The sequence below is a fragment of the Dellaglioa sp. CoH-57-MRSF-18 genome, assembly GCF_056781995.1.
The window spans coordinates 281,188-305,613 of record NZ_JBXAXX010000002.1; the positions used below are offsets into that span (position 1 = coordinate 281,188).

The window sequence follows — 24,426 nt, forward strand, 5'->3', positions numbered from 1 at the left end:
ATTTGGAGGAATTTGTGTTATGAATAAAAAAATAACAATAGTCGGGATTACTGCCATCACACTACTTTCACTAACTGCATGTGGGAATAGCAAGAATACAAGTAAGGATTCTTCATCTTCTGAGGCTGCATCATCTAGTATTATAAAAGCTAAAAAGGAATCAAGTAAGAAAGAGTCCATAAAAAAAGCAACTTCCGAAAGTAAAGCATCATCAGAATCATCTGCTCAAGCATCTAGCATCTCAGCTGCAAGTTCTTCAATTACCGCAGCTGAAAGTTCTATTGCCGCAAGCTCTTCTAGTATTGAGGCTGAGAAAAATAACGTTACTACCACTGAAAAATCTACAAGTTCATCTACATCAACTAAGATGACGCAATCAAAAGCTGAATCACTTGCTTTAAGCTATTTTAAATCATTCAATAATGAGACAAGCGACTGGGAACCAAAAGTTAAATCAAGCGATACTTTAGATAAAGGTAATAAATATATTGTATCCGTCTTCGATACTGAAACACACATGGTAGAATTTGACGTCAATAAATCTACTGGAAAAGTCACTTCTCCAAATTTAGGATATCAACGTTAATTTTTAAAGAGTGATAACAATTTTGTGTTTGTTAATTTTACATGGAGTCGGTACCTCCTTTAACAGCATTGAAGATCTACTTGGTCATTCCAATGTAAGGATTACCCAAATCTATATAACAGTAACTTCAAAACTATTACAATATTTAGATACTTAACTCAAACGTAACCAAAAGCGTAACCAAAAGAAAAAAAGGCCTATCTAACAACTTTTAAATCGTTGTTAGATAGCCTTTTTTAGTATATTTATTAACTTTTTTTATTGTTCAGTATACCAAGTATAGTGGAATGAACCTGGTTTATCAGTACGTTCATACGTATGAGCACCAAAGTAATCACGTTGTGCTTGAATTAAATTAGCAGGTAAAACTTCTGAACGGTATTGATCGTAATACGTAATTGCTGCACTGAATCCAGGAACTGGAATACCAGCTTTAACAGCAATACCAACGATATCTCGAACTGATTCTTGATATTTTTTAACAATATCTTTGAAGTAACCATCTAATAAGATGTTATTTAAATCAGCTTTTTCGTCAAATGCGTCAGTAATATTTTGTAAGAAACGGGCACGAATGATACATCCAGCACGCCAAATCTTAGCCATATCACCAAAGTTTAAATCCCATTCATAATGTTCTGAGGCAACACGTAATTGTTCAAATCCTTGTGCATAACTCATGATTTTACTAAAGTATAATGCTTCACGAATTTTTTCAATTAATTCTTTTTTATCTAATTCACCTAATTTAACTTCTGGTTTAGGTAAAACTTTACTTGCTTCAACACGTTCTTCTTTCATTGCTGAAATGTAACGTGCATAAACAGATTCAGAAATAACTGACTGAGGAACACCTAATTCAAGTGCACTCTGTGATGACCACTTACCAGTACCTTTATTTCCAGCACGATCGAGGATAACATCAACAATAGGTTTACCAGTGCCTAAATCATCTTTACGTGTTAAGATATCAGCAGTAATTTCGATCAAGTAACTATCCAATTCACCTTTGTTCCAGTCAGAGAAGATATCAGCGATTTCATCAACTGAGAGGCCTAATAAATCTCTTAACAAATGATATGATTCAGAAATTAATTCCATATCACCATATTCAATTCCATTATGAACCATCTTAACATAATGACCAGCACCGTTAGGACCGATATAAGTCACACATGGTGTCCCATCGCTAGCTTTAGCAGACATTTCCTCAAGAATTGGTGCAACAAGGTCATATGCCTCTTTTTGGCCACCTGGCATCATTGATGGTCCTTCAAGTGCACCAATTTCGCCACCTGAAACGCCCATTCCAATAAAGTTAATTCCAGAATTATCTAATTCTGCATTACGGCGTACTGTATCTTCAAAGTAAGTATTACCACCATCAATTAAAACATCACCTTTATCTAAGAATGGTAATAGTTCTGCAATAACAGCATCAGTTGGTTTGCCAGCTTTTACCATGATAATAATTCTTCTAGGTTTTTCTAATGAATCTGCAAAATCCTTAATTGAGTAGCTGGGTACTAATTTTTTTTCTGAGTGGTCTTTCATAACTTGCTCAGTTTTAGCTCCCGTTCTATTATAAATAGCTACCGTACGGCCACGACTCTCAGCATTCAATGCGAGATTTTTACCCATAACAGCCATTCCAATAACACCAATTTGTGCTTTATCCATTATAATACCTCCTACATTTCTTTAATTTTTTGTGAATCAAAAACCATGTAATCTAAGAAAGTATCAGCTACCGACTTTGTCAATAAACCCATTTAACTTTCAACGTCAATTATACACTAGACATCAAAAATTCCTATCTATTTTACCTTTTTTTGTTATACTGATTTCAGGAGGTCTTTCAAATATGAAATTAGTTGAAGTACAAGAATTATATTATGCCATCGATACTTTTTTATACAGTCGCGCAAAAGCAGAATTTTCTAACAATATCCCTACTTTTGACTTAGTTGTCCAAGTTAACGACAAATTATTAACGGCCGATTTTTTAGATTTAAAAGATAGTCGAATTCAAATTTATAGTACCACAAGTCAGCACACTATCGCATCTCAGTCAATTCCTTACGAAAATGACAGTAGTAATGCTTTCATCAGTCCGATAAGAAAAACAATCTTTAAAAATTATCGTTCCGAATTTTCAGGCTGGTCTAATCTTAGTAACAAACCAGAGTTATTACTTCTAGATTTGATAGATTTAATTAAATCTATCAAATCGCCCACTTTTAAGGCTGTTAAAACACCGGCTAAAAATGTAACTTATATTGAAAGCCATGCCAAATTACCTTTTCAATTTTTTGATCCAGAGACAGACTTCAAAATTATAAGTTTGAAAATTAGTGAAAAAAAATAAGATTCAATTGAATCTTATTTTTTTTGTACAGAAAAAGCCTTAACACCATGGTTGTTAAGGCTTTTTACTTAATGTAGATTTAGTTGTTTACTTTTACGACTTCTTTTCCGTCATAAAAACCACAGCTAGGACATACATAATGTGATTTTCTTAATTCGCCACAGTTAGGGCAAGCGCTCATACCTGGGACAGTTAACTTGTAATGCGTACGACGCATTCTCTTACGTGTTTTTGATGTTTTACGTGCTGGTACTGCCATTATCAAACACCTCCTTTAAAATTATCCAAAACTTTTAATAAAAGTATTGTTATGTTTATTCCTCTTCAGAACCATCATTATCAAAAAAATTTTGTAATGAGGCAAATCGAGGATCAACTTTTTCTTTTCTAACCTGTACGAGTTTATCTTCAGTAAGAACTTCCCAGTCGTCTCCGGTTGGTAAATCTTCTGCTTTTCTCTCATCATCAGTCAGTATCTGCATCGGAATCTGTAATAACACATTATCCTCTATCACAGAATTCAAATTGAGCATATCTTCTTCCAAAATAATTACAACATCATTTTTATCAAACCGTTCAAGTGCTTTATCGCGATAGCCTACATAAAATTCATCAACTGAAAAATTTAATGGGACATCGACACTCTTTAATGATCGTGTTGATGGCATTTCAACTGTTAAACTAACGTTAAAATGACCAATGACATCTTGATGATCTGCTGACAGAATGCCCGTAACATGGACTTCTGAAACAGCTGTAATTGTTTTGTTGCGCAGCATTAATCCTTCGGAAAGGTTTAACATTTCGTCAACTTGAAGTGGTTCATCACTTTGTTTTTTTAACTCAACTAAGGACCATTTCATGCAAATATGCCTCCTAATGCAACGCTTATGATTATACCTGTGATTAAAAACATTGTCAATGGTATATCCTTGACAGTATGTTAATTAATTTGTTTAGGTCTTCTAAAAAGATCCGATTTTTTATGACTAACTAGCCCATAAATAATTCCTGCTCGATAATCTAATTGGTAAAGTCCCTCTTTATCCTTTTTACTAATTTTTGTTATTATAGGATATGGCACTTCCTTTTTTAAATGATTAAGCAGCGTTTGACCTTTTTTTGAGAACCCTAAGACATGATAATAAGGCTGCTTATATTGTTTGTCAATTTCATTTTGCTTTATTTGTAACAAAATATAAGTTGCTAGTCTTGAGATTTTTGTATAAGTTACTCGTTTCGACTTAACGGCTTGGACCCAATCATCAAAATTAGCCTCGTCAGGCAACTTTTCGTACTGCTGCAACAAACGATACTCAATACCCTCAGACATGCCATAAATCGACGATAATTGACCTGGTGTTGATAGACTCAACTGATATCGAAGATATGGCCAAAAATCTGTCCAATCGGCCCATCTTTCATTTTCTGAATCAAGTCGAGTTTGATTAGGAACAACTTCTACAATCGATTCTTGATGTTGAACTGCTAATCTAATTGCTGTTGCACTTGTAATTTTTTGAGTATCAACAAATTTTGTTTCATGGTAATCAGCCTCTATACGTTGAATCGGACATAACTGGATTTCGGCTTTTTCGGCTATGCAGGCTTCAGCATAAGCTAAACCTAACAAATCATTAGGCCGATTAATTTGAACACCTGTTTTTTCAAAAACAGCTCGTTGATATTGTGTGGCATACGTTTCATTAAACTGATTAAACTCACTATCTAACGTTTGAATTTCAGTTGCGATAGTCATAAAATCCAAATCAGGATGTTCAGCACCAAAAACAAGTCTGGTTATCTTTAATCCGGCCAATAATTTAATGGCACCTTGAGCAAACAAATCAGCCGGTTGAACAGAAAATGCAACGGGTAACTCAACTATTAAATCAACACCAGATTGCAATGCTTGCTCCGTACGGCTCTCTTTATCAAGTGCAGCTGGAATACCTCTCTGTAAGAATTGTCCGCTCATAAGGGCAATAATCGTCGTATCAGGATACTTTTCTTTTATTTGATTAATCTGATACAAATGTCCGTTATGAAACGGATTATATTCAACAATAACCCCAGTCGTGTCCAAGTAACTCACTCCTATTTATCGCAGACAAAAAATAGTCTTGTTGTTTTATCATCAACTTGACTTGTGCCAAAATCAGCCGAAATTTTAATATTCTTAAATCCAGCATTTTTTAACAATTCAGTATACGTATTAACTGAATATGTTCGTTCATGATGGTCCTCAGTTAGACGTTCAAATTGACAGTTAGTATCATTTTTGACAAAAAAAGTTAATTCATGAACGACACTGTGTGGCTCTTCATCTTTAAATGTTGACCACAAAAAAGCTTGATCATCATCCTGATAGTTGTACATATAACCTGGATAAATCTCATCCGTTTGATAGGTTGAGATAACATCAAAAATGAATCGACCATTTTCTTGTAGTAATCCATGAATTGATTTAAAAACGTTTCCTACAGCATCAGCGTCAGGTAAATAACAAAATGAGTCAGCAAAACAAGTTACCGCATCAAATTGTGGTAACTCTGCCTCTTCCAAATTCATCATATCACCTTGTACTAAAGGCAAGGATACATTCGCATCCTGTGCGTGTTGGTCAGCAATTGATAACATTTCTTCAGATAAATCTAAACCAACGACTGAATAACCAGATTGCGTTAAAGCAATTGCTAATTGACCTGCACCACAAGCTAATTCAAGAATTTCAGTTTTCTTATCAGGAACTTGTGTTTCGACAAATGTTTGCCAAGAATCATATAAATCAGGATCCATTAATTGATCATACAATTTTGAAAAGGTGGTATAAATCATTATTCTTCAATCCATGCTGATAAATCTACAGATGCGCCTTCAGACCAGAATTTTTCAAGATCATAAAATTCACGTGATTCAGTTTTAAATACATGCACAATTAAATCTCCAAAATCTAATAAAACCCAACTAGTTGAATTACGTCCTTCAATACGACGGACTTCAACACCTGCTAGTTCTTCTTGATCTTGAATTTCTTTGACGATAGCCTTAACTTGGTGAGCTGAGTCAGCTTGTGTCACCATGAAATAATCAGCTAATAGACTAATTTCATGGACATCAATAGCCACCGTCTTTTCGCCACGTTTACTGTCAGCAGCCTTAACTGCGATTTCTAATTTTTCTATACTATTCATTATTACTCCTCTATTCTGCGACCCATTTATTAAAGGTCAAAATTGTTTTAGGATACACTCTTTTATTGGTATTAATTAAATAACTTAGTGTATGTTTTGTTTCAAATCCAACAGCTGCATCCAAACTTTCAAATGCTTTTTTTCGTGCTTCAAGAACGCCAGAGAACGTCCTACCTTCTTCGATGAAATCAGCGACGTAGACAATTTTATCCAACAAATCCATCTCAACATCGCCTGTCGTATGCTTCACAATTGATGTTAAAATTTTATCATCTGTAATACCTAATTCATCATGTATCAACTCTGCGCCAACAATTCCATGCCAGATAGCATTCCCCCAATTTAATAAATCAGGATCCATATGTTTTTGCTTAATTGTTCTGATAAAGGTGTCATCTGTCCGCTCCTTGGCATAATCATGAATAAGTCCAGCAATACTTGCTCTTTCAATATCACCATTATTATTTTGAGCAAGTTCAATTGCAGATTTTTCAACATTTAACACATGCTGAAATCTTTTTTCACTCAAAGTTTCCTTCAAAATCTGTACTAATTCTTCTCTAGTTCCACTAAAAAGATTATTAGAATAAACTAAATTATTCACGATACAACCCTTCTTTCTCAATATAATTTGAGACTGCCTTAGGTACTAAATAATTAATTGAACAGCCTTTTTTTATCTTATCTCGAATTTGTGTTGAACTAATATCAATTGTTGGTACATCAACCCAAAGTATAGGATACTGACTTGTTTGTTCAAATCCCGTTCGTTTAACTCCAACAAAATGTACTAATTTTACTAATTCATCAATACGAGACCATTTCGGTAAATAATCTACCATATCGCCGCCAATAATAAAATAGTAATCATTTTCCGGATGAGCTGCTTTTAAAGCAACCACAGTGTCATAGGTGTAGCTAATACCACCGCGATTAATTTCAGTATCTTCCAGCTTAAACTTATCGTTATCCGCGATACTTTGATTAACCATATCAAGGCGATACTTTGCATCAATTGCTTCCTTTTTATCCACATGTGGTGGTGTTGCATCCGGCATAAATCGAACTTCACTTAATCCTAATTGCTGACAAACTTGATCAGCAATTATTAAATGACCTAAGTGAGGCGGATTAAACGTACCCCCGAGAATTCCAACACGCTTTTTCGTATTATCAAGAATGGGTTTAGTCTTAAATTTCGTAACTAAATTAATTTCTTTTAATTTTTGGACTTGAATAGTCAAGCTAAAAACCTCCTCAAAATTTTAAATTAAGCGAGTAAATTAACTTTGTCAGAGATATCTCGATTTTCGACATCTGTTGCTGCTTGATAAAGCACTAATGTATGACCAATCACTTGAACAACTTGAATTGAACTATTAGATTCAATAAAAATACGAACTTCATTTGTATCAATTGTTGCATTTTGTAGCATGTTAATTTTGATTAATTCGCGTTTTTCAATTGCTTCGCGAATTTGGTTTAACCAGTTAGTAGACACGCCTTCTTTTCCAACTTGGAAAAGTGGACGTAAATGATGTGCCTGACTGCGTAGATATCTTTTTTGTTTGCCTCTTAATGTCATATGTTAGTTAACTCCTCTTATATCATTGCTTTACGTAAAAGAACCGAAACACCTTTTGGTGCCCAGCCAGCGACTTTAGCACCCTCATTAATGGTTACCCATCCAAGTCCGGCAAAAACTAAATCACTTTTTTGTGTTGCTTTAAATTCAAAACGAACTAATTCTGGGAAGTCGTTCATTTCATCATCTGTTGGTGGATTTAATAAACCACCAGCATGTTTCTCATAAAATTCACTTGCAGTCTCAGTTTTTGTTCTATGAATCATTAAATCATTATCAAGATAAACGACAACACCAGGAGTTCCCCCTGAAATGTAATCAAATCTTGCAACAGCCCCAAAGAATAATGTTTGGTTTTCATTTAACTGATAGACGCGTTGTTTAATTTCTTTTTGAGGAGAAACTAATCTTAGCGCCTTACCTGATAGATAATGAGCCATCTGGTCTTGATGAATAATACCTGGTGTATCAATTAAAGCTCGATCATCGTCCAATGGAATTTCAATCTTATCAAGCGTAGTTCCTGGGAATCTTGAAGTTGTAATCAGGTCTTGGACACCTGTTCTTTGTTTAATGATTTGATTAATCAATGTTGATTTACCAACATTAGTTACTCCAACAACGTACACATCACGGCCTTCACGATACTTTTCAATTAATTCTAATAATTCATCAATCGCAAAGTTTTTTGTTGCACTTGTCAATGCAACATCAATTGGTCGTAATCCTTGTAAATTAGCTTGTTGTCTCATCCAATCCTTTAACTTCGAACGTCTCAATGACTTAGGCAATAAATCAGCTTTATTTCCAACCATTAAAACAGGATTATCACCCACAAATCGATGTAATCCAGGAATTAGACTACCATTAAAATCAAAAATATCAATAACGTTGACGATTAATGCATCAGCACTACCAATTTGATTCAATAATTTTAGGAAATCATCATCAGTTAACTTAACGTCAGCAATTTCATTGTAATGTCGTAGTCTAAAACATCTTTGGCAATATAGTTCATTTGTTTCAAGTCCTTTTTTTACTGCGGATTTAGGTGTATAGCCTAATTCATCTACTTCTTCACTTTGAATTTTTGAGCCACAGCCAATACAAAAAAGATCTTCGTCAATTTCTGGTACTTCAATTATGTCAGTCATCCAATGAATTCCCCCATTTAGTTTTAAAATCGTGTTTTTTAATTAAGTGATTTTTAATTCTTTTTTCAATGAAACGATTAGGTTTTGTATTCCAAGCGTCTGATTCAACAAGTGGTTTAACCAATATACTTTTAATGCCCGCATTATTCGCAGCAGCAATATCAGTCATCAATTGATCACCTATTAAAACTAAATCTTGATTATTCATCTTAAATTCATTTTTAACTTGGTTAATTCCTTTTGTAAATGGTTTTAGAGCTCTGGAAACAAATGGTAATCCAATATGTTCCAGTGCCTTTTCAATACGTTCGTGACTATTGTTAGATACAACAATCACTGGAATTGAAGCCGCAGCTATAAGCTCTAACCAATTCTTCAATTCTGGGGTTCCGTTTGGGTTATCCCATGCAATTAATGTATTGTCTAAATCAGTCATAACAACTTTAATTCCATGATTTTGTAAATCCTCTGGTGTTAAATCATAAATTGATTCAACCATCCAAGTTGGTTTATATCTCTCAAGCATGTTAGCTACCTCAATTTTAGAATAATAATCTAAGTATAATGTACTTTCAACAAAATTGCATGTTTTCCATGAAAACAAATGAAATTAATTTTATTTTCTCATTTTAAAATAATAGAAACGAGTTATTTCAATTTTATATTGCTCTTTTTAAGATTATATTTTGTCTTATTAGTTACATAGACCATAATCATTGATATCACATAAAATTTTTTTGATTTCACTAAAAATAACATACTTAACTTATTTACAGAAATTTTATTAAAAAAAGAGGATACTTGACAATTGGTCAAGTATCCTCTTAAAAGTTATTATTTACTTAATGCTTTTTTAGCTTCTTCTGCAACAGCAGCAAATGCTGCTGAATCTTTAACAGCTAATTCAGCTAACATTTTACGGTTAACTTCAATTTCAGCTAATTTCAAGCCATGCATCATCTTGCTGTAACTTAAACCATTCATACGTGCTGCAGCGTTAATACGTGCAATCCATAGACGACGGAAGTTACGTTTTGTTTGATGGCGATCACGGAATGAATATTGGTACGATTTCATTACTTGTTGTTTAGCTACCTTAAATTGGATATGTTTTGATCCACGGTAACCTTTTGCTAATTTAAGCATTCTTTTGCGACGTTGACGTGTAACGGTTCCACCTTTAACTCGTGGCATGAAAATTCCTCCTTATTGAGCCATTTAAAAATGGCATCAATTGTCTAATTTATATTTATTATTTCATTTGTGAAAGCATTTGTTTGATACGCTTGTTATCTGATGCTGACACTGTAGTTGATTTGCTTAATTGACGACGTTGTTTCTTAGTTTTACCATGCATACGATGACTTGTATATGCTTTAGAGCGTTTTAAGCCACCATTTCCTGTACGTTTAAAACGTTTTGCTGATGCACGATGAGTCTTTTGTTTTGGCATAATCTAATATCCTCCTAATATAGCTTTACTTTTCAGCCTTAGGTGCAAGCATCATGAACATACTACGTCCATCCATCTTCGCTCTTGATTCAACTGATGCAACTTCTTTAGCTGCGTCAGCGAAGCGATTCAAGACATCACGTCCGATTTCTTTATGCGTAATTGCACGGCCTTTAAATCTAATTGATACTTTAACCTTATCACCTTTTGCAAGGAATTTTGAGGCATTTTTCAATTTTGTATTGAAATCGTTAATATCAATCGTTGGACTAAGTCTAACTTCTTTAACATTAACAATCTTTTGGTTTTTACGGGCTTCTCTTTGTTTCTTTTGTAATTCGAAACGGTACTTCCCGTAATCCATAATCTTAGCAACAGGTGGTTTTGAGTTAGCGGCAACAACAACAACATCTAAATTAGCAATTTCTGCCATATCTAGTGCTTCTTGTTTCGTTTTAACACCAAGTTGTTCGCCATCATCACCGATCAAACGAAGTTCCGATGCGCGGATACCTTCATTGACCATTTTGTCTACTTTATCAACTGCTATGGCAATGCACCTCCAAATTTTTTTGAGAAAAAACACAGAAAAACGGGCAACAATAATAAATTATCGCAGCCCGCTTGAAATCCATTTTAATTGGAATTTAATTTCAATAATATTCTGCCCAGAGACTCTTTGTCTCTTCAGGCGAGAAGCGGGAGCCTCTGCTTTTTCTTAACTTTTATATCATACCAACTTGAAGACTCATTGTCAAGCAAATTAAAATGAGTCTTTTTTATGCTTTACGACTATAGTTGGCAATTTCTTTTGTAATGTTGTTAATAAAATCTTCTTTTGTAAAGATATTTGAATCATCTTCACCATGTCGACGAACAGAAACTGTATTTTCAGCTACTTCATTATCACCGACAACTAAAATATAAGGTACTTTAGTAACTTGCGCTTGACGCATCTTATAACCCATCTTTTCGTTACGTTCATCAACCGTTACTCGTACACCACGAGCAACTAAGTTAGCACGTAAATCATGCGCATAATCGGCATGAAGATCGTTTTTAACAGGAATAATTGTTACCTGTTTAGGAGCCAACCAAGTTGGGAATGCTCCTTTGTACATTTCTGTTAAGTAAGCTGTAAAACGTTCCATCGTTGAAACAAGTCCACGATGAATCATAACAGGACGGTGTTCTTCACCATCATCACCGATGTATGATAATTCAAATTTTTCAGGCATCATGAAATCTAATTGAATTGTTGATAACGTTTCATCATTTCCTAACGCTGTTTTTGTTTGAACATCTAATTTAGGACCGTAAAATGCTGCTTCTCCTTCAGCTTCGTAGTAATCTAAGCCTAAATCATCCATAGCACCTTTTAACATACTTTGTGATTTTGTCCACATTTCATTATCATCAAAGTATTTCTCTGTGTTAGCTGGATCACGATAGCTCAAACGGAATGAATAGTCAGCAATCCCAAAGTCATCATAAACTTCCATCATTAAACGAAGGACGCTTTTAAATTCTTCTTGAATTTGATCAGGAGCAACGAAAGTATGACCATCATTTAATGTCATTTCACGTACACGTTGTAAACCAGAAAGTGCACCTGATTTTTCATAACGATGCATCATTCCTAATTCAGCAATTCTGATAGGAAGATCACGATATGAACGAATATGATGCTTGTAAACTTGAATATGTGAAGGACAGTTCATTGGACGTAACTCTAACTCTTCGCCATCACCCATGTCCATTGGTGGGAACATGTCTTCGCGATAATGGTCCCAATGACCAGAAGTTTTATATAAATCCAAGTTGGCTAAGATTGGTGTGTAAACATGATCATAACCATTTGAAACTTCCTTATCAACAATGTAGCGTTCAATCGTACGACGAATTGTAGCACCATTAGGTAACCAGTATGGTAATCCTGCACCAACTTTTGGATCTACAAAGAATAAATCTAAGTCATTACCAATTACTCGATGATCGCGTTCACGTGCTTCTTGACGACGAACTAATTCAGCATCTAAATCTTTTTGTTTAAAGAACGCTGTACCATAAACACGTTGTAACATCGGATTACTTGATTTACCTTGCCAATATGCACCAGCAACTGATAATAATTGGAAAATTTTAACATCAGCAGTTGAGCGTAATTGTGCGCCATCGCTTAAGTTAACGAATTCACCTTGTTTGTAAATTTCAACTTGTCCATTTTCATCAGTAGCTTCAACTACTAATTCAGCACGATATGGGTCACCAGCAAATAATTCAAGAGCTTCAGCTTTTGAAACTAATTGACGTTCAATTTTCAAATTTTCTTTAACAATTGATTTCATCTTATCTTGAATTTTCTTCAAATCATCAACGCTAACTTGTGTTTCACCATTATCTGTATCAAAATAGAAACCATTTTCAATATCAGAACTCATACCAAATTTCATACCTGGGTATAATTGTTGTAACGCATTAGCTAAAACTTGAGCAGCTGTATGCCATAAAACGATTAATCCGTCTGCAGATTCTTTAGTAACAATTTCGATAGCGCCGTCTGCCTCTAATGGACGAAGATAATCAACCAAAACACCATTGAATTTACCGGCAATTGATTTTTTAGCTAAACTAGGACTAATTGACTTTGCAACGTCTTCAGTCGTAATACCTGAATCAAACTCTTTAACTGCGCCATCTGGAAATGTAATATTTATTTTTGACATGTTAACTTCCTCCATTGTTTTAATATTTTTTGATACAAAAAAAGTCCCTAATACACAAATAAAATCGTGTATTAGGGACGTCGATTAACGTGGTTCCACCCAAATTCAAAGTTTTGCCGAAACAAAACTTTCTCCATAGATTTTAACGGATCCAATCCGACCTGATAAAAATCAGGCAACATTATGGAAGTGGTCATCACTTATTCTCTGCCAGAAAAGCTTTCAGCTATGCTTTCCCTCCCTGCGGACATAAAAAAAGAATGTAATCTTCCGTATCAATTTAATAACTATTTAACCATTTTTAGTGAAATTTAGCAACTATTATTCTTATTTAGGTCGACGATTTTTTCCAACAATCTTAACTTCTTTTGCTAAAAAGTGAATTCGTTCCATAATTCTTTTTGCCTTAAGAGGCTCGTCTTCACCCTTTTGACTAATACGTAAATGCTCATCTTCTAGTTGTTTCATCGAAAAATTAGAACTAAAGAAAGTTGGTAATTCTTCTTGCATGCGATATTGTAAAATAACACCTAAAATATCATCACGAACCCAACTAGACATTGCATCGGCACCAATATCATCAATCATTAAAATTTCAGATTTTTTAACAGCATTTAGCATGTCATAAACACGATTATCACTAATAGCATTTTTAATTTCAACTGCAAAACTAGGGAAATGCATTAAAGTCGTTTGGTATCCTCGACTTGCTAATTCATTGGCCATAGCACCTAAAAGATATGTTTTACCAACGCCAAAGCTACCATAAAAATACATTGCTTGGTGATAAGATTTAGGACTATCAACAAATGTTGTTATAAATTTTAAACTCTGGCTAAGTGCATCCCCACGTTCATCCATATCAAAGCCATTCATAGTCGCGTTTTTGATATCTTTAGACATACTCATTGATTTAACTCGCTTAGCTAATGCTCTACTTTTTTGAGCCTCGATAAAAGAATCTGTTGGTACATAGGAAACATCAATCATATGATTATTCAAAACCAATTGTGGCTTATAACCTGGTGCTATCATTCCTTTACCAAGAATAATTTTATTTTTTTCAGATAAGAATTCATACAATTTTGCATCAGCGCGTCGAATACTATCCTCTGTTAATTCAGCTTTATTTCTATCTAAAAAAGCGATGACATCTGAATCTTCATAAACTTTTCTCATTAAATCACGATAATTAACATTAGGATATCTTTCACTCAGGTTGTCCTTTTCAAGAAATTTTTTGATTTCTGTCCCTAAATCTTCCATCATTTTCCTCCTTTGGGTGCTGTTTTATTAAATTCAGCAAGTTGTCTTTTTAGTTCATCCTTATCAACTTTTACATCCACTTTTGGTGCTTGATAGTCATCTTTAGCCCAATCAGGCAATGTCTCTTTTTTAATTATTTTTCTTTGTCGTTGGTTTGACGCCTTAGTTTCAGTCTTTTTATTGTTAAATTGTCGAACCTGATTAATGGCTTCTTCAGGTGTCTTCACTTTTTGCTGTGACCAATCATTAGCCATAGTATCGACAAACGATTTATTAAGTGTTGATAAATCACGGTCAATCAAAATGTAATGAATCAGAATATTAATGACTGAATTAGAAAATATCTGTCGTTGAATAAGTTGCTGTAACAGATATGCTTCACTGTCAGTGACATATCCACCCTTGCTTTCTTTTAACGATTTCAAAAAATCAAAAGGTTTATAGGCTTCACTCGCAAGAATTAACTGCGAATCCTCTTCAGAAAAACCAACTTTTTTTAGCGTTTCAACAGATTTCATATTAACCTTTTTATTATCACTACTTGTTAAATCTTCTTGTTTTTTCAGTTTAATTTGTTGATTATATTTGTGAGCAATATGTTGCTTGAATGAATTATAATCAACTTCATTTGTTGATAAGTCAGCTGAATCTCCAATAAATTGGGCCATTTCGATTTCATCAATACCATACAAGAGATGCTCTGAAATAATTAAATCCCGCTGTTCATTGATATTATCCAAAGAAACGAAACTCTTTTCCAGTAGTTCAATAAAAAATTTAAAATCAAATGACTCAATACTACCTGACTCAACTAACTTTTTCGGTATCTTCTTGTCCGTTGAAAAAACTTTTTTACTTTCAGAAATAATATCAGGTTTATTAGACAAATGATCTTGATTAACTTGGAAAACATCTAAGAAACTTTTAGATGTTTCTTTGAAGCCATCTAATTTTAAAATTGGTAACGCAAATCGAGTGGTAATTTCTTTGTACCTACCATCACCAATCGATTCCCAGAGTAAAGTGCTTAGTAAATCATCTGTAAAAAAATCAGTTGCTTGCAAAGGTCGACGCAATTGATAGACAACAACTTTTCCTATTGCATCCTCTTTTTCAAAGCTCTTCAAAAGCCCTAAAGCTTCAAGGGCACTTCTTGCTTCATAAAACATTGCTATGTCAATATTTAGTAATGCAAGTAATTCACTATGCATCTTTCGATTAGATAATTGTGGATTTTGACCTGCCTCACCTTTCAATAGAGCAAATAGACCACTCGCAATCACACCCATAACAGGTTGATACAAGTAGTCTAGTCGTTCAATATCATCATTTGTAACTTTTTCATCCATTAAAACGACATAACCGTCTTTCGGACTCATATTTCCGCATATATCAATCATTGATTATCATTCCTTCAAATCCGGTTTATCTGTAGGTGTTTTATCACGAGCCATCATTTCATTTAATTCTTTTAAGAAAACACTCATATCTTTAAATTGGCGATAAACACTAGCAAATCTAATGTACGCAATTTCATCTACATCAGCCAATAATCCCATAACATATTCACCAATTAGTTGGCTAGAAATTTCATTTTCACCTAATGCTCTAACATTATTTTCCACTTGATCCACAAGATGAGTGATAGCTTTCATTGAAACTGGTCTTTTCTCAGCAGAACTGATAATACCTTTAAGAATCTTTTCACGATTAAATTCTTCACGTGTTCCATTTTTTTTAATAACAAGTAGTGGTGTAGCTTCAACTCGTTCAAATGTTGTGAATCTAAATTCACAATTTTCACATTCACGACGTCGTCTGATAACGCGACCTTCATCTGTTGGTCGACTGTCAACGACTCGAGAGCCATTATGTTGGCAATGTGGACATTTCATTGTGACACCTCATTATTTTTTATTTACATTATTTAACCATTAATTTGATTACTAAGCCAGTTTAGCACTTGAACCCTTGTAACGGCAACCGTTGTTGAATTATCTATTACAAAATCTGCTAAATCTTTTTTCTTTTGAATGGGCCATTGTGCTTTAACCCTTAACATCGCCTCATCTAAAGACAATTCATCCCGCTTCATTAAACGTTCTAATTGTGCTGTTTCAGGTACATAGATAACCATTACTGCATCACAAAGTAATTGGTAGTTTTGCTCAAATAATAAAGGCATATCCAAAATAATTAACTGGCTACCTAATTTTTTTTGGACTTCTATTTGTGACAAGATTTCTTTTCTAATAGCAGGAACCATAATGCCGTTCAATTTTTTTAACTCTGTTGCATCATTAAAAACTAGCTGACCTAACTCTTTTCGATTCAAATTCCCGGTTAATGATAAATATTTTTCACCAAATGTTTGAATGATTATTTTTAATGTTACAGATTCTGGTTCAACAGCTTGTCTCGCAATAACGTCTGCATCAATAACTGTGATATTTTCTTCTCTAAAAATACGACTAACTGTTGATTTACCTGTTGCTATGCCACCAGTTAGTCCAAGAATATAAGTCATTTTTAAACTTCCTTTAACGGTTGGCAATGTGGACAGTAGTGTGTCCCTCGTTGTGCCACTTTTATTTTAACAATAGGCGCTCCGCATCTAGGACATGGTTTTCCTGTTTGACCATAGACATTCAAATCAAATTGGAACAAACCCGTCTCACCAAACGCACCCGTATAGGATCTAATTGTTGTTCCACCAGCTTGTACCGCAGTGGCTAGCTCAAGAATAATATTTTTACGTAATATAGCTAATTTCCTATCAGAAATTAAATTTGCTGGCTGTTCCGGATTAATTTTACTCATCCATAAAACTTCATCAACATAAATATTTCCAAGACCAGCAACCGCTTCTTGATTTAATAACACAGGCTTGATTGCCATATGCTTACGAGATAAATATTTTTTGAAATAACTGAGCTTAAAATCATCTTCTGTCGGTTCTGGTCCTAGCTTCTTAAGTCCCGAAAGTTCACGTTCTCGACCTGTGGGGATTAGTTGCATGCGTCCAAACTTACGAACATCATTGTATCTTAAATCTTGCCCATCAGTTAAATGAAATATGACGTGGGAATGTTTTTCAATTGGTTCATCTGATCCACGGACAAAATATTTGCCTTCCATTCTTAAATGAGAAACCATTGTCATTTTACTATCAAAACGAAAAAGTAAGTATTTACCCAGTCTATCGATTGATTCAATCTTTCTACCTTCTAATTCACGCTTAAAATCTAGTACATCCCCAGATACAATTTTAGGCCATAAAACATCAATTGATTTAATTGTCTTACCTATAACTAATTGACTAAGACCTCTTCGAACCGTTTCAACTTCTGGTAATTCTGGCATATAATTACCCCCAACCACTTTTTATTTAGTATCAAACCAACTATCACCAAACGCACTCTCAACTTTTAAAGGAACCTCTAAAGAAACAGCAGCGTCCATAACTTCAGGAACTTTCTTTTGCAAGATAGCAATTTCTTCTTCAGGTGCTTCAAAAATTAATTCATCATGTACTTGTAATAACATTTTGGCTTGTAAATGTTCTTCTTCTAACATTTTGTTCATATTAATCATCGCTACTTTAATAATATCCGCAGCACTACCTTGAATTGGGGTATTCATTGCAGTTCTTTCAGCAAAAGAACGTAAATTAAAGTTTCGACTGTTAATATCTGGTAAATAACGACGACGATGGAATAATGTTTCAACATAGCCCTTATCTTTAGCTTCACGCACAACGCTTTCCATGTAGTTCTTAACGCCTGTAAATTCATTTAAATAAGTATCAATAAATGTTTGTGCTTGTTTTCTAGTAATCCCAATATTTTGTGACAATCCATAATCACTAATACCATAAACAATCCCAAAATTGACTGCCTTAGCTGTTCGACGCATATTTGACGTCACGTCATCTGGCGATTCTAAACTAAAAATTTTCATTGCTGTATTAGCATGGATATCGATTCCTTCTTTAAAAGCTTCTTGCATATTAGCATCATGCGCAATATGGGCCAAAACACGCAACTCAATTTGTGAATAGTCAGATGAGAATATTTTCCATCCCTTATGTTCAGGTATAAATGCTTGTCTAATTTTCTTACCTTCAGGAACGCGGACCGGAATATTTTGTAGATTAGGATCTACAGATGATAATCGGCCTGTCGCTGTCAGTGTTTGTAGGTATCTTGTATGAACTTTCTTATCTTCATGTCTAACTTTTAATAATCCTTCAACATACGTTGATTGAATTTTTGCAATTTGTCGATATTTTAAAATTAAATCTGCAATTGGAGCTATTGTACTAAGTTGTTCTAAAACATCAACTGCAGTTGAGTAACCTGTTTTAGTTTTTTTAACAACAGGTAATTTTAATTTTTCAAATAAAATAACGCCTAATTGTTTTGGTGAATTAATATTAAATTCTTCACCAGCTTCACTATAAATTTTAGTTTCCATATCACTTAAAATAGTTGAAAATTCCTTTTTCATAATCTTCAATCTATCGGCATCCACATTAATGCCTTGAATTTCCATCTTGGCTAATACAAGTGAAAGAGGAAGTTCCATATCCGTGTACAAATCCATTTGCTCATGATCAACTAATCCGGCCATTAATGGTTCTTTCAAAAGATTTAAGGCGTCAACTTTCGATGCCATATGACTAAAGAAAATATCATCATCTTCTGGAATTGCACGTTTAACGCCTTTACCATATACCTCTTCATCAGACTTAACGTCATAGTAATCATGTTTCTGTGCAACTTTACTAAGATCATTACTATTATCACTTGTATCTAACAAATATGAAGCCAACAAAAGATCGAATTCAGTTCCTGCAAGTTGAATGTCCAATCGGTTCAATGCTACATAATTACGTTTAAAATTAAATACATTCTTTTTAATTTTATCATTTGAAAGAATTGAAACTAAAGTTTTAGATTTTAACAAATCAACATCTCGTGTTACGAAAAATTGATTGCCATCACCTATCGCAAATCCATCAAAATCTGCTGTATGATAATTATCTTCCAACATCTCTAAATAAAAAGAAATTGGTTGTGATAATTTAGATAATTCATCTAAATTATCACTAGTTAATACTTTATAATCTGTCTTTTTAGGTTCTGGAAATAAATTCATTTCTACACTATCTGATGCTGAATTTAAATTTAATTGACTTAAAAATTTTTTAAAATCCATTTTTTCATAGAAAGCAACTAACTTATCTAAGTCTTTTCCATCCCATTTTGTATCAGGAAAATCGATTGTGATAGGTGCATCTTGTCGAATTCTGGCTAAATCTTTGCTCATAAATGCTTGATCTTTATCTTCAATTAAATGCTCTTTCATTTTACTTTTCTTTAATTGATCAATATTTTCGTAAAGATTCTCCATTGAGTCATATTCTGTTAATAATTTAATTGCAGTCTTCTCACCAACTTTAGTAACACCGGGATAATTATCTGACGTATCGCCAACTAATCCCTTCATATCAATAATTTGCAATGGTGTTAATCCAAATTTTTCCATTACATGCTCTGGTGTAAATTTTTCGATTTCACTAACGCCTTTTTTTGTGACAGAAACTGTTACTTTATCGGTTGTTAATTGTGTTAAATCTCGATCTCCAGTCACAATAGTCACATTATATCCAGCTTCTTCACCTTTTTTTGCCATTGTGCCTATAATGTCATCTGCTTCAAAATCAATTAATTCGTAAGTTTTAATGCCGTATCCTGCTAGTAATTCTCTAAAATATGGCATTTGTTCTTTTAGTTCTGGCGGTGTTTTTGATCTACCGGCCTTGTAATTATCATATTTTTTAGTTCTAAATGTTGTCTTTCCTGCATCAAATGCAACTAATACATGTGTCGGTTTTTCGGTATCTAATATGACATTCAACATATTATTAAACCCATATAATGCATTTGTATGTAACCCAGCTTGGTTTGTAAATCTATCTACAGATTGGTACAATGCAAAAAATGCACGATAGGCAATACTGTTTCCATCAATCAATAGTAGTTTCTCATTAGTATTAGTCATTTAATATCCGTCTCCTTTGAAAATCTCTATCTCTATTTTACCAAACATCAGCCGTGATTAATAATGAATACGCTAATAACTCAATAAAGTAATAAAAACCCCCAAGTTATAAATCCTTAACTTGGAGGTTTAACCTTCTTATTTATGAATTACTAATCTCTACCACCGTAACCAAAGATTTGTAAGAATGAAATGAATAAATTAATAAAATCAAGATATAACATTAGTGCACCTGTCATAGCTAAGTTAGAAACTGAAACATTGCTATCTCGTTGTAAAAATACTTGTCTTAATTTTTGTGTGTCCCACGCTGTTAAAATGGTGAAAATAATCACAGCGATATATGAGAATACGTAATTAATAAGTTCACTTTGTAAGAATAAATTTACAAATGAAGCAACAATTAGTCCAACCAAAGCTGCTAATGCCTGTGTGCCTAATTTAGTTAAATCTCGTTTAGTAACATTTCCTAAAATGGTCATCGTAACGAATACAGCCGAACTTGCGGCAAATGCAGCAATGATATTCCCGACTGAATACATTGATATAATCAACGACAACGTTACGCCCTCAAGTACAGAATACCCCATCAATAAAGCAAATGTTACAAATGGTGCCCTTGATGCCTTTACGTTAATATTTAAGACAACCACCAATTGGACAATAAATAATGCCCAAATTGACCATGAATGTTCTGCCATAAAGCCATAAACTAATTTTTGAAATACTGTCAATGTTAAAAATGCTGTGACAGCTGAAACGCCAACTGCAAGCGCCATATACCCATATAATTTTGCTAAAAAATGATTTAATCCATCTTTTTCATTAATAATAACGCTATTTTGATTATCCATCTTATTTTCCTCCTTGTTAATTAAGAAATCATGTTTAAAATATTGTGATTAATACACTAAAACCTATTACAACTAATTTAATAAAATGAAATAAGTTAGAGCAATACTACTTATTTTAATCAGAATACAACATGACTTTTAACCTCATACAGCATTAACCTTTTTAAAGGATAACCCCTTGTATGTATAAGGACAAGTGTACCAAATCATGTAAAATTATCAAGAATTTTCACTTTTCGTAAAAAAAAATTAAGTAATAAAAAAGAAATGATTCGAAAATCATTTCTTTTTCAGCAACTAATTATTTTTAAAACTTAAATTACTCAATAATTCTTCATATGCATATTCATATTTTTGGACATCTCCAGCGCCCATAAAAATAACAACTGCATTATTGTAATCAAGTAATGGCGAAAGATTATCAAGTTTGATAATCTCGCCACCCTTAACAATCTTTGCACCAAGATCTTCACTAGAAACATTACCTGATGTTTCACGAGCAGAACTGAAAATATCCGTTAAATAAACCTTATCGGCAAGATTCAAACTAATTGCAAAATCATCCATCAACGCAATAGTTCTACTAAACGTATGTGGTTGGAAGACCGCAATTAATTCTTTATCAGGATATTTTTGACGAGCAGCATCAATTGTTGCTTTAATTTCTGATGGATGATGTGCGTAATCATCAATAATTGTCATATCACCAATATACTTTTCGCTAAACCGGCGTTTAACCCCTTTAAAACTTAATAATTCACTTGCAATTTCTTCTAAATCAACTTTTTCAAAATACGAAACAGCAATAACGGCCAAACTATTTAAGATATTATGTTCACCAAAAATTGGAATTTGGTAATGACCTAATGATGTATCGTGATAATAAACATCGAATTCAGAACCTTTAGTTGTTCGTTTTATATCACGAGCTTGGAAATCATCAGAATCCTTTGTACCATAATAATAAATTGGAACATCAGCTTTTATTTTACGGAGTAAAGGATCATCTCCCCAAGCAAATATTCCTTTTTTGGTTTGTTTTGCAACTGTTTCAAATGAATCAAAAACGTCATCAATACCAGTAAAATAATCTGGATGATCAAAATCAATATTAGTCATAATTGAATAATCTGGGTGATAGGCAACAAAATGTCGACGGTATTCATCTGCTTCATAAACAAAGAATCTTGCATCAGGTTTTCCTTTACCAGTACCATCCCCAATTAAGTAACTCGTTGGTGCAATACCACTTAAGACATGTGCAAGCAATCCTGTTGTACTTGTTTTACCATGAGAGCCGGCAACACCAATACTTGTGTAACCTTCCATTAATCGACTTAACATTTCAGGATAACTGACAATATCTAATCCCATTTCACGTGCCTTTTTAAGTTCAGGATGATCCGCTGTAAATGCATTTCCCGCAATTACAGTCAAACCTTCATGGATATTTTTTTCATCAAATGAATAAACCTTAATATTAGCTAATTCTAATCCACGTTGTGTGAATGTATATTGGTCAATATCAGAGCCTTCAACCTTAAATCCTTGATCGTGTAAAATTAATGCTAAAGAACTCATCCCTGAGCCTTTTATTCCTACAAAATAATATACTTTTTGGTTATTCATCATTATCCCCTTTTCTGACATTATTCATTCATAATTTTACCATAAAATGAGTTAATATTCAGTTTGTCGTTAAAATTCTTCTCTCATCCGTCTGAGTTCATCTTCATTTAAATACACATCTCGAGGTTTCGACCCCTTAGCATGTGAGATATGTTGCTGATTTTCAAGTTCGTCAATAATATTGGCAGCTCTATTATACCCAATTGAAAAGACGCGCTGTAATTTAGAAGTTGAAATGGTTTGTTCGTGCGCAATAAAATCTAAAATACCTGGCAATAAATCATCTTGTTGTTCATTTTGATCTGCCATTTTTTTCAGTCCATCTGGATTAAATGCATATCTTGGCTTTCCTTGAGTTCTAACAAAATCTGTAATTAAATCTACTTCATCTTCTATATACGTTCCTTGTAACCTAACAGCCTGACTTGATCCATTACCTAGATAGAGCATATCGCCTCGTCCAAGTAATTTTTCAGCACCGGCCGTATCCAAGATAGTTCTCGAGTCAATTTGACTAGAAACCATAAATGCAATTCGAGTTGGAATATTATTTTTAATTGTACCCGTAACAACATCAACACTTGGTCGTTGTGTAGCCAGAATTAAATGAATTCCTGCTGCTCTAGCTTTTTGTGTAATTCTTGCAATATATTCTTGAACTTCATTTGAAGCAACCATCATTAAATCAGCTAATTCATCAATAATAATTAAAATATACGGCATCTTTAGGCCAAAATCGCCATTAGCTTCTGCTTTTTGATTAAAGTTACCAATATTTTTAGCTCCAGCTGCAGCTAATTTTTGATAGCGTTCTTCCATTTCATCAACAGCCCATTTCAAAGCTGCCGAAGCTGCTTTTGCATCTGATATAACAGGTGCTAATAAATGAGGAATATCATGATATGGCGCTAATTCGACAGCTTTAGGATCAATCAATAACAATTTAACTTCGTTTGGTGTTGCCTTATATAAAATAGAAACTAATAAACTATTGATAAAAACTGACTTACCAGACCCTGTAGCACCAGCAATTAATCCATGCGGCATTTTTTGTAAGTTAGTTACTTGTGCTTCACCAAATAAATCGACACCTAACGCCACCGTCAATGGTGATTTATTTTCTATAAACACTGGAGATCTCAATACTTCCGAGAGAAGGACTGGTCTTGATTTTAAATTAGGTATTTCAATTCCAACACTACTACGTCCAGGAATTGGCGCCTCTACACGGATATCTTTTGCAGCAAGCGCTAGTTTCAAGTCATCAACAAGGTTGGTAATCTTACTTACCTTAACACCAGCAGCTAATGATACTTCAAATTGGGTCACCGTTGGCCCAACTGTCCAGCCATCAACTTCTGCATTAACATGGAATGCTTCCAATGTATTATTTAATACATCAATTTGAGAAAGTACCCAATCATCTAATTCACCAGCATTTTCTAAAATAGGATCTGGTAATAAATCAAGTGATGGAAATTGATAACTTGCATCTGACCTTTTGACTTCTTCATCTGACTGATTATCATAATAGCTATCTTGTAC

Annotated in this window: 26 protein-coding genes and 1 other annotated feature; of the genes, 2 read left to right on the forward strand and 24 right to left on the reverse strand. The window is 33.7% G+C overall.

The genetic code is table 11. The features are described 5' to 3' along the window. Positions 1-19: 19 nt before the first annotated feature. Entirely contained in the window at positions 20-586 is a 567-nt protein-coding gene (locus AC1RPG_RS03205) for a hypothetical protein (RefSeq protein WP_481761211.1), read from the forward strand. A gap of 258 nt (positions 587-844) precedes the next feature. Here the strand turns inward: AC1RPG_RS03205 and gndA are convergent, their stop codons facing one another. Further along, complete coding sequence (gene gndA / locus AC1RPG_RS03210) at positions 845-2,266, reverse strand: NADP-dependent phosphogluconate dehydrogenase (RefSeq protein WP_481761210.1); 1,422 nt, start codon at positions 2,264-2,266, stop codon at positions 845-847. Between the two features lie 184 nt (positions 2,267-2,450). Between gndA and AC1RPG_RS03215 the strand changes: the two genes are divergently transcribed. Continuing rightward, positions 2,451-2,954, forward strand: a complete 504-nt coding sequence (locus tag AC1RPG_RS03215; protein WP_481761209.1) for a hypothetical protein — start codon at positions 2,451-2,453, stop codon at positions 2,952-2,954. Between the two features lie 79 nt (positions 2,955-3,033). On the opposite strand, the gene rpmF is transcribed toward AC1RPG_RS03215, so the two are convergent. From rpmF to AC1RPG_RS03330, 23 genes are all read right to left on the reverse strand, one after another. After that, complete coding sequence (rpmF, locus tag AC1RPG_RS03220; RefSeq protein WP_057973392.1) at positions 3,034-3,213, reverse strand: 50S ribosomal protein L32; 180 nt, start codon at positions 3,211-3,213, stop codon at positions 3,034-3,036. 55 nt (positions 3,214-3,268) lie between these two features. Next, a complete protein-coding gene (locus AC1RPG_RS03225) occupies positions 3,269-3,817 on the reverse strand; it encodes a YceD family protein (RefSeq protein WP_409022679.1) in 549 nt (182 codons plus the stop codon). Positions 3,818-3,897: 80 nt separating this feature from the next. Beyond that, a complete protein-coding gene (locus AC1RPG_RS03230; RefSeq protein ID WP_481762405.1) occupies positions 3,898-5,040 on the reverse strand; it encodes a nucleotidyltransferase in 1,143 nt (380 codons plus the stop codon). A gap of 11 nt (positions 5,041-5,051) precedes the next feature. Next, positions 5,052-5,792, reverse strand: a complete 741-nt coding sequence (locus tag AC1RPG_RS03235; RefSeq protein ID WP_481761207.1) for a class I SAM-dependent methyltransferase — start codon at positions 5,790-5,792, stop codon at positions 5,052-5,054. After that, complete coding sequence (gene rsfS, locus AC1RPG_RS03240) at positions 5,792-6,148, reverse strand: ribosome silencing factor (protein ID WP_481761206.1); 357 nt, start codon at positions 6,146-6,148, stop codon at positions 5,792-5,794. Before rsfS ends, AC1RPG_RS03235 begins: the two co-directional genes overlap by 1 nt. 10 nt (positions 6,149-6,158) lie before the next feature. After that, entirely contained in the window at positions 6,159-6,752 is a 594-nt protein-coding gene (yqeK, locus tag AC1RPG_RS03245) for a bis(5'-nucleosyl)-tetraphosphatase (symmetrical) YqeK (RefSeq protein ID WP_481761205.1), read from the reverse strand. After that, a complete protein-coding gene (locus AC1RPG_RS03250; RefSeq protein WP_481761204.1) occupies positions 6,745-7,392 on the reverse strand; it encodes a nicotinate-nucleotide adenylyltransferase in 648 nt (215 codons plus the stop codon). The genes yqeK and AC1RPG_RS03250 overlap by 8 nt, the downstream gene beginning before the upstream one ends. A 26-nt stretch (positions 7,393-7,418) precedes the next feature. Beyond that, positions 7,419-7,733, reverse strand: coding sequence for a ribosome assembly RNA-binding protein YhbY (gene yhbY, locus AC1RPG_RS03255; protein WP_409022685.1), 315 nt, complete (start codon positions 7,731-7,733; stop codon positions 7,419-7,421). A gap of 17 nt (positions 7,734-7,750) precedes the next feature. Further along, complete coding sequence (gene yqeH / locus AC1RPG_RS03260) at positions 7,751-8,887, reverse strand: ribosome biogenesis GTPase YqeH (protein ID WP_481761203.1); 1,137 nt, start codon at positions 8,885-8,887, stop codon at positions 7,751-7,753. Next, positions 8,880-9,413 (reverse strand): YqeG family HAD IIIA-type phosphatase, encoded by a 534-nt coding sequence (locus tag AC1RPG_RS03265; protein ID WP_409022687.1) that lies wholly within the window; start codon positions 9,411-9,413, stop codon positions 8,880-8,882. Before AC1RPG_RS03265 ends, yqeH begins: the two co-directional genes overlap by 8 nt. A gap of 308 nt (positions 9,414-9,721) precedes the next feature. Further along, on the reverse strand, positions 9,722-10,081 hold the full coding sequence (gene rplT, locus AC1RPG_RS03270) for a 50S ribosomal protein L20 (protein WP_409022688.1): 360 nt from the start codon (positions 10,079-10,081) through the stop codon (positions 9,722-9,724). Between the two features lie 58 nt (positions 10,082-10,139). Then, entirely contained in the window at positions 10,140-10,340 is a 201-nt protein-coding gene (gene rpmI, locus AC1RPG_RS03275) for a 50S ribosomal protein L35 (protein ID WP_057973380.1), read from the reverse strand. Positions 10,341-10,365: 25 nt separating this feature from the next. Next, the gene (infC, locus tag AC1RPG_RS03280; RefSeq protein WP_409022689.1) at positions 10,366-10,866 is read right to left on the reverse strand and encodes a translation initiation factor IF-3; all 501 of its coding nucleotides are present in this window, start codon (positions 10,864-10,866) and stop codon (positions 10,366-10,368) included. Between the two features lie 56 nt (positions 10,867-10,922). Next, positions 10,923-11,060 (reverse strand) — a sequence feature (ribosomal protein L20 leader region). Between the two features lie 59 nt (positions 11,061-11,119). Next, positions 11,120-13,066, reverse strand: coding sequence for a threonine--tRNA ligase (thrS, locus tag AC1RPG_RS03285; protein ID WP_481761202.1), 1,947 nt, complete (start codon positions 13,064-13,066; stop codon positions 11,120-11,122). 327 nt (positions 13,067-13,393) lie between these two features. Next, entirely contained in the window at positions 13,394-14,332 is a 939-nt protein-coding gene (dnaI, locus tag AC1RPG_RS03290; protein WP_409022691.1) for a primosomal protein DnaI, read from the reverse strand. Then, entirely contained in the window at positions 14,332-15,732 is a 1,401-nt protein-coding gene (locus AC1RPG_RS03295) for a replication initiation and membrane attachment family protein (protein ID WP_481762173.1), read from the reverse strand. Before AC1RPG_RS03295 ends, dnaI begins: the two co-directional genes overlap by 1 nt. 6 nt (positions 15,733-15,738) lie before the next feature. Beyond that, positions 15,739-16,227, reverse strand: a complete 489-nt coding sequence (gene nrdR, locus AC1RPG_RS03300; protein WP_409022693.1) for a transcriptional regulator NrdR — start codon at positions 16,225-16,227, stop codon at positions 15,739-15,741. A 32-nt stretch (positions 16,228-16,259) separates the two neighbouring features. Next, on the reverse strand, positions 16,260-16,859 hold the full coding sequence (coaE, locus tag AC1RPG_RS03305) for a dephospho-CoA kinase (RefSeq protein ID WP_481761200.1): 600 nt from the start codon (positions 16,857-16,859) through the stop codon (positions 16,260-16,262). Between the two features lie 2 nt (positions 16,860-16,861). Further along, entirely contained in the window at positions 16,862-17,695 is an 834-nt protein-coding gene (gene mutM, locus AC1RPG_RS03310) for a DNA-formamidopyrimidine glycosylase (RefSeq protein WP_481761199.1), read from the reverse strand. A gap of 21 nt (positions 17,696-17,716) precedes the next feature. Then, a complete protein-coding gene (gene polA / locus AC1RPG_RS03315; RefSeq protein WP_481761198.1) occupies positions 17,717-20,398 on the reverse strand; it encodes a DNA polymerase I in 2,682 nt (893 codons plus the stop codon). A gap of 152 nt (positions 20,399-20,550) precedes the next feature. Then, positions 20,551-21,252, reverse strand: a complete 702-nt coding sequence (locus tag AC1RPG_RS03320) for a Bax inhibitor-1/YccA family protein (protein ID WP_481761197.1) — start codon at positions 21,250-21,252, stop codon at positions 20,551-20,553. 297 nt (positions 21,253-21,549) lie between these two features. Continuing rightward, entirely contained in the window at positions 21,550-22,881 is a 1,332-nt protein-coding gene (gene murC, locus AC1RPG_RS03325) for a UDP-N-acetylmuramate--L-alanine ligase (RefSeq protein ID WP_481761401.1), read from the reverse strand. Between the two features lie 69 nt (positions 22,882-22,950). Next, a partial coding sequence (locus AC1RPG_RS03330) for a DNA translocase FtsK (RefSeq protein ID WP_481762406.1) occupies positions 22,951-24,426 on the reverse strand: 1,476 nt, incomplete at its 5' end.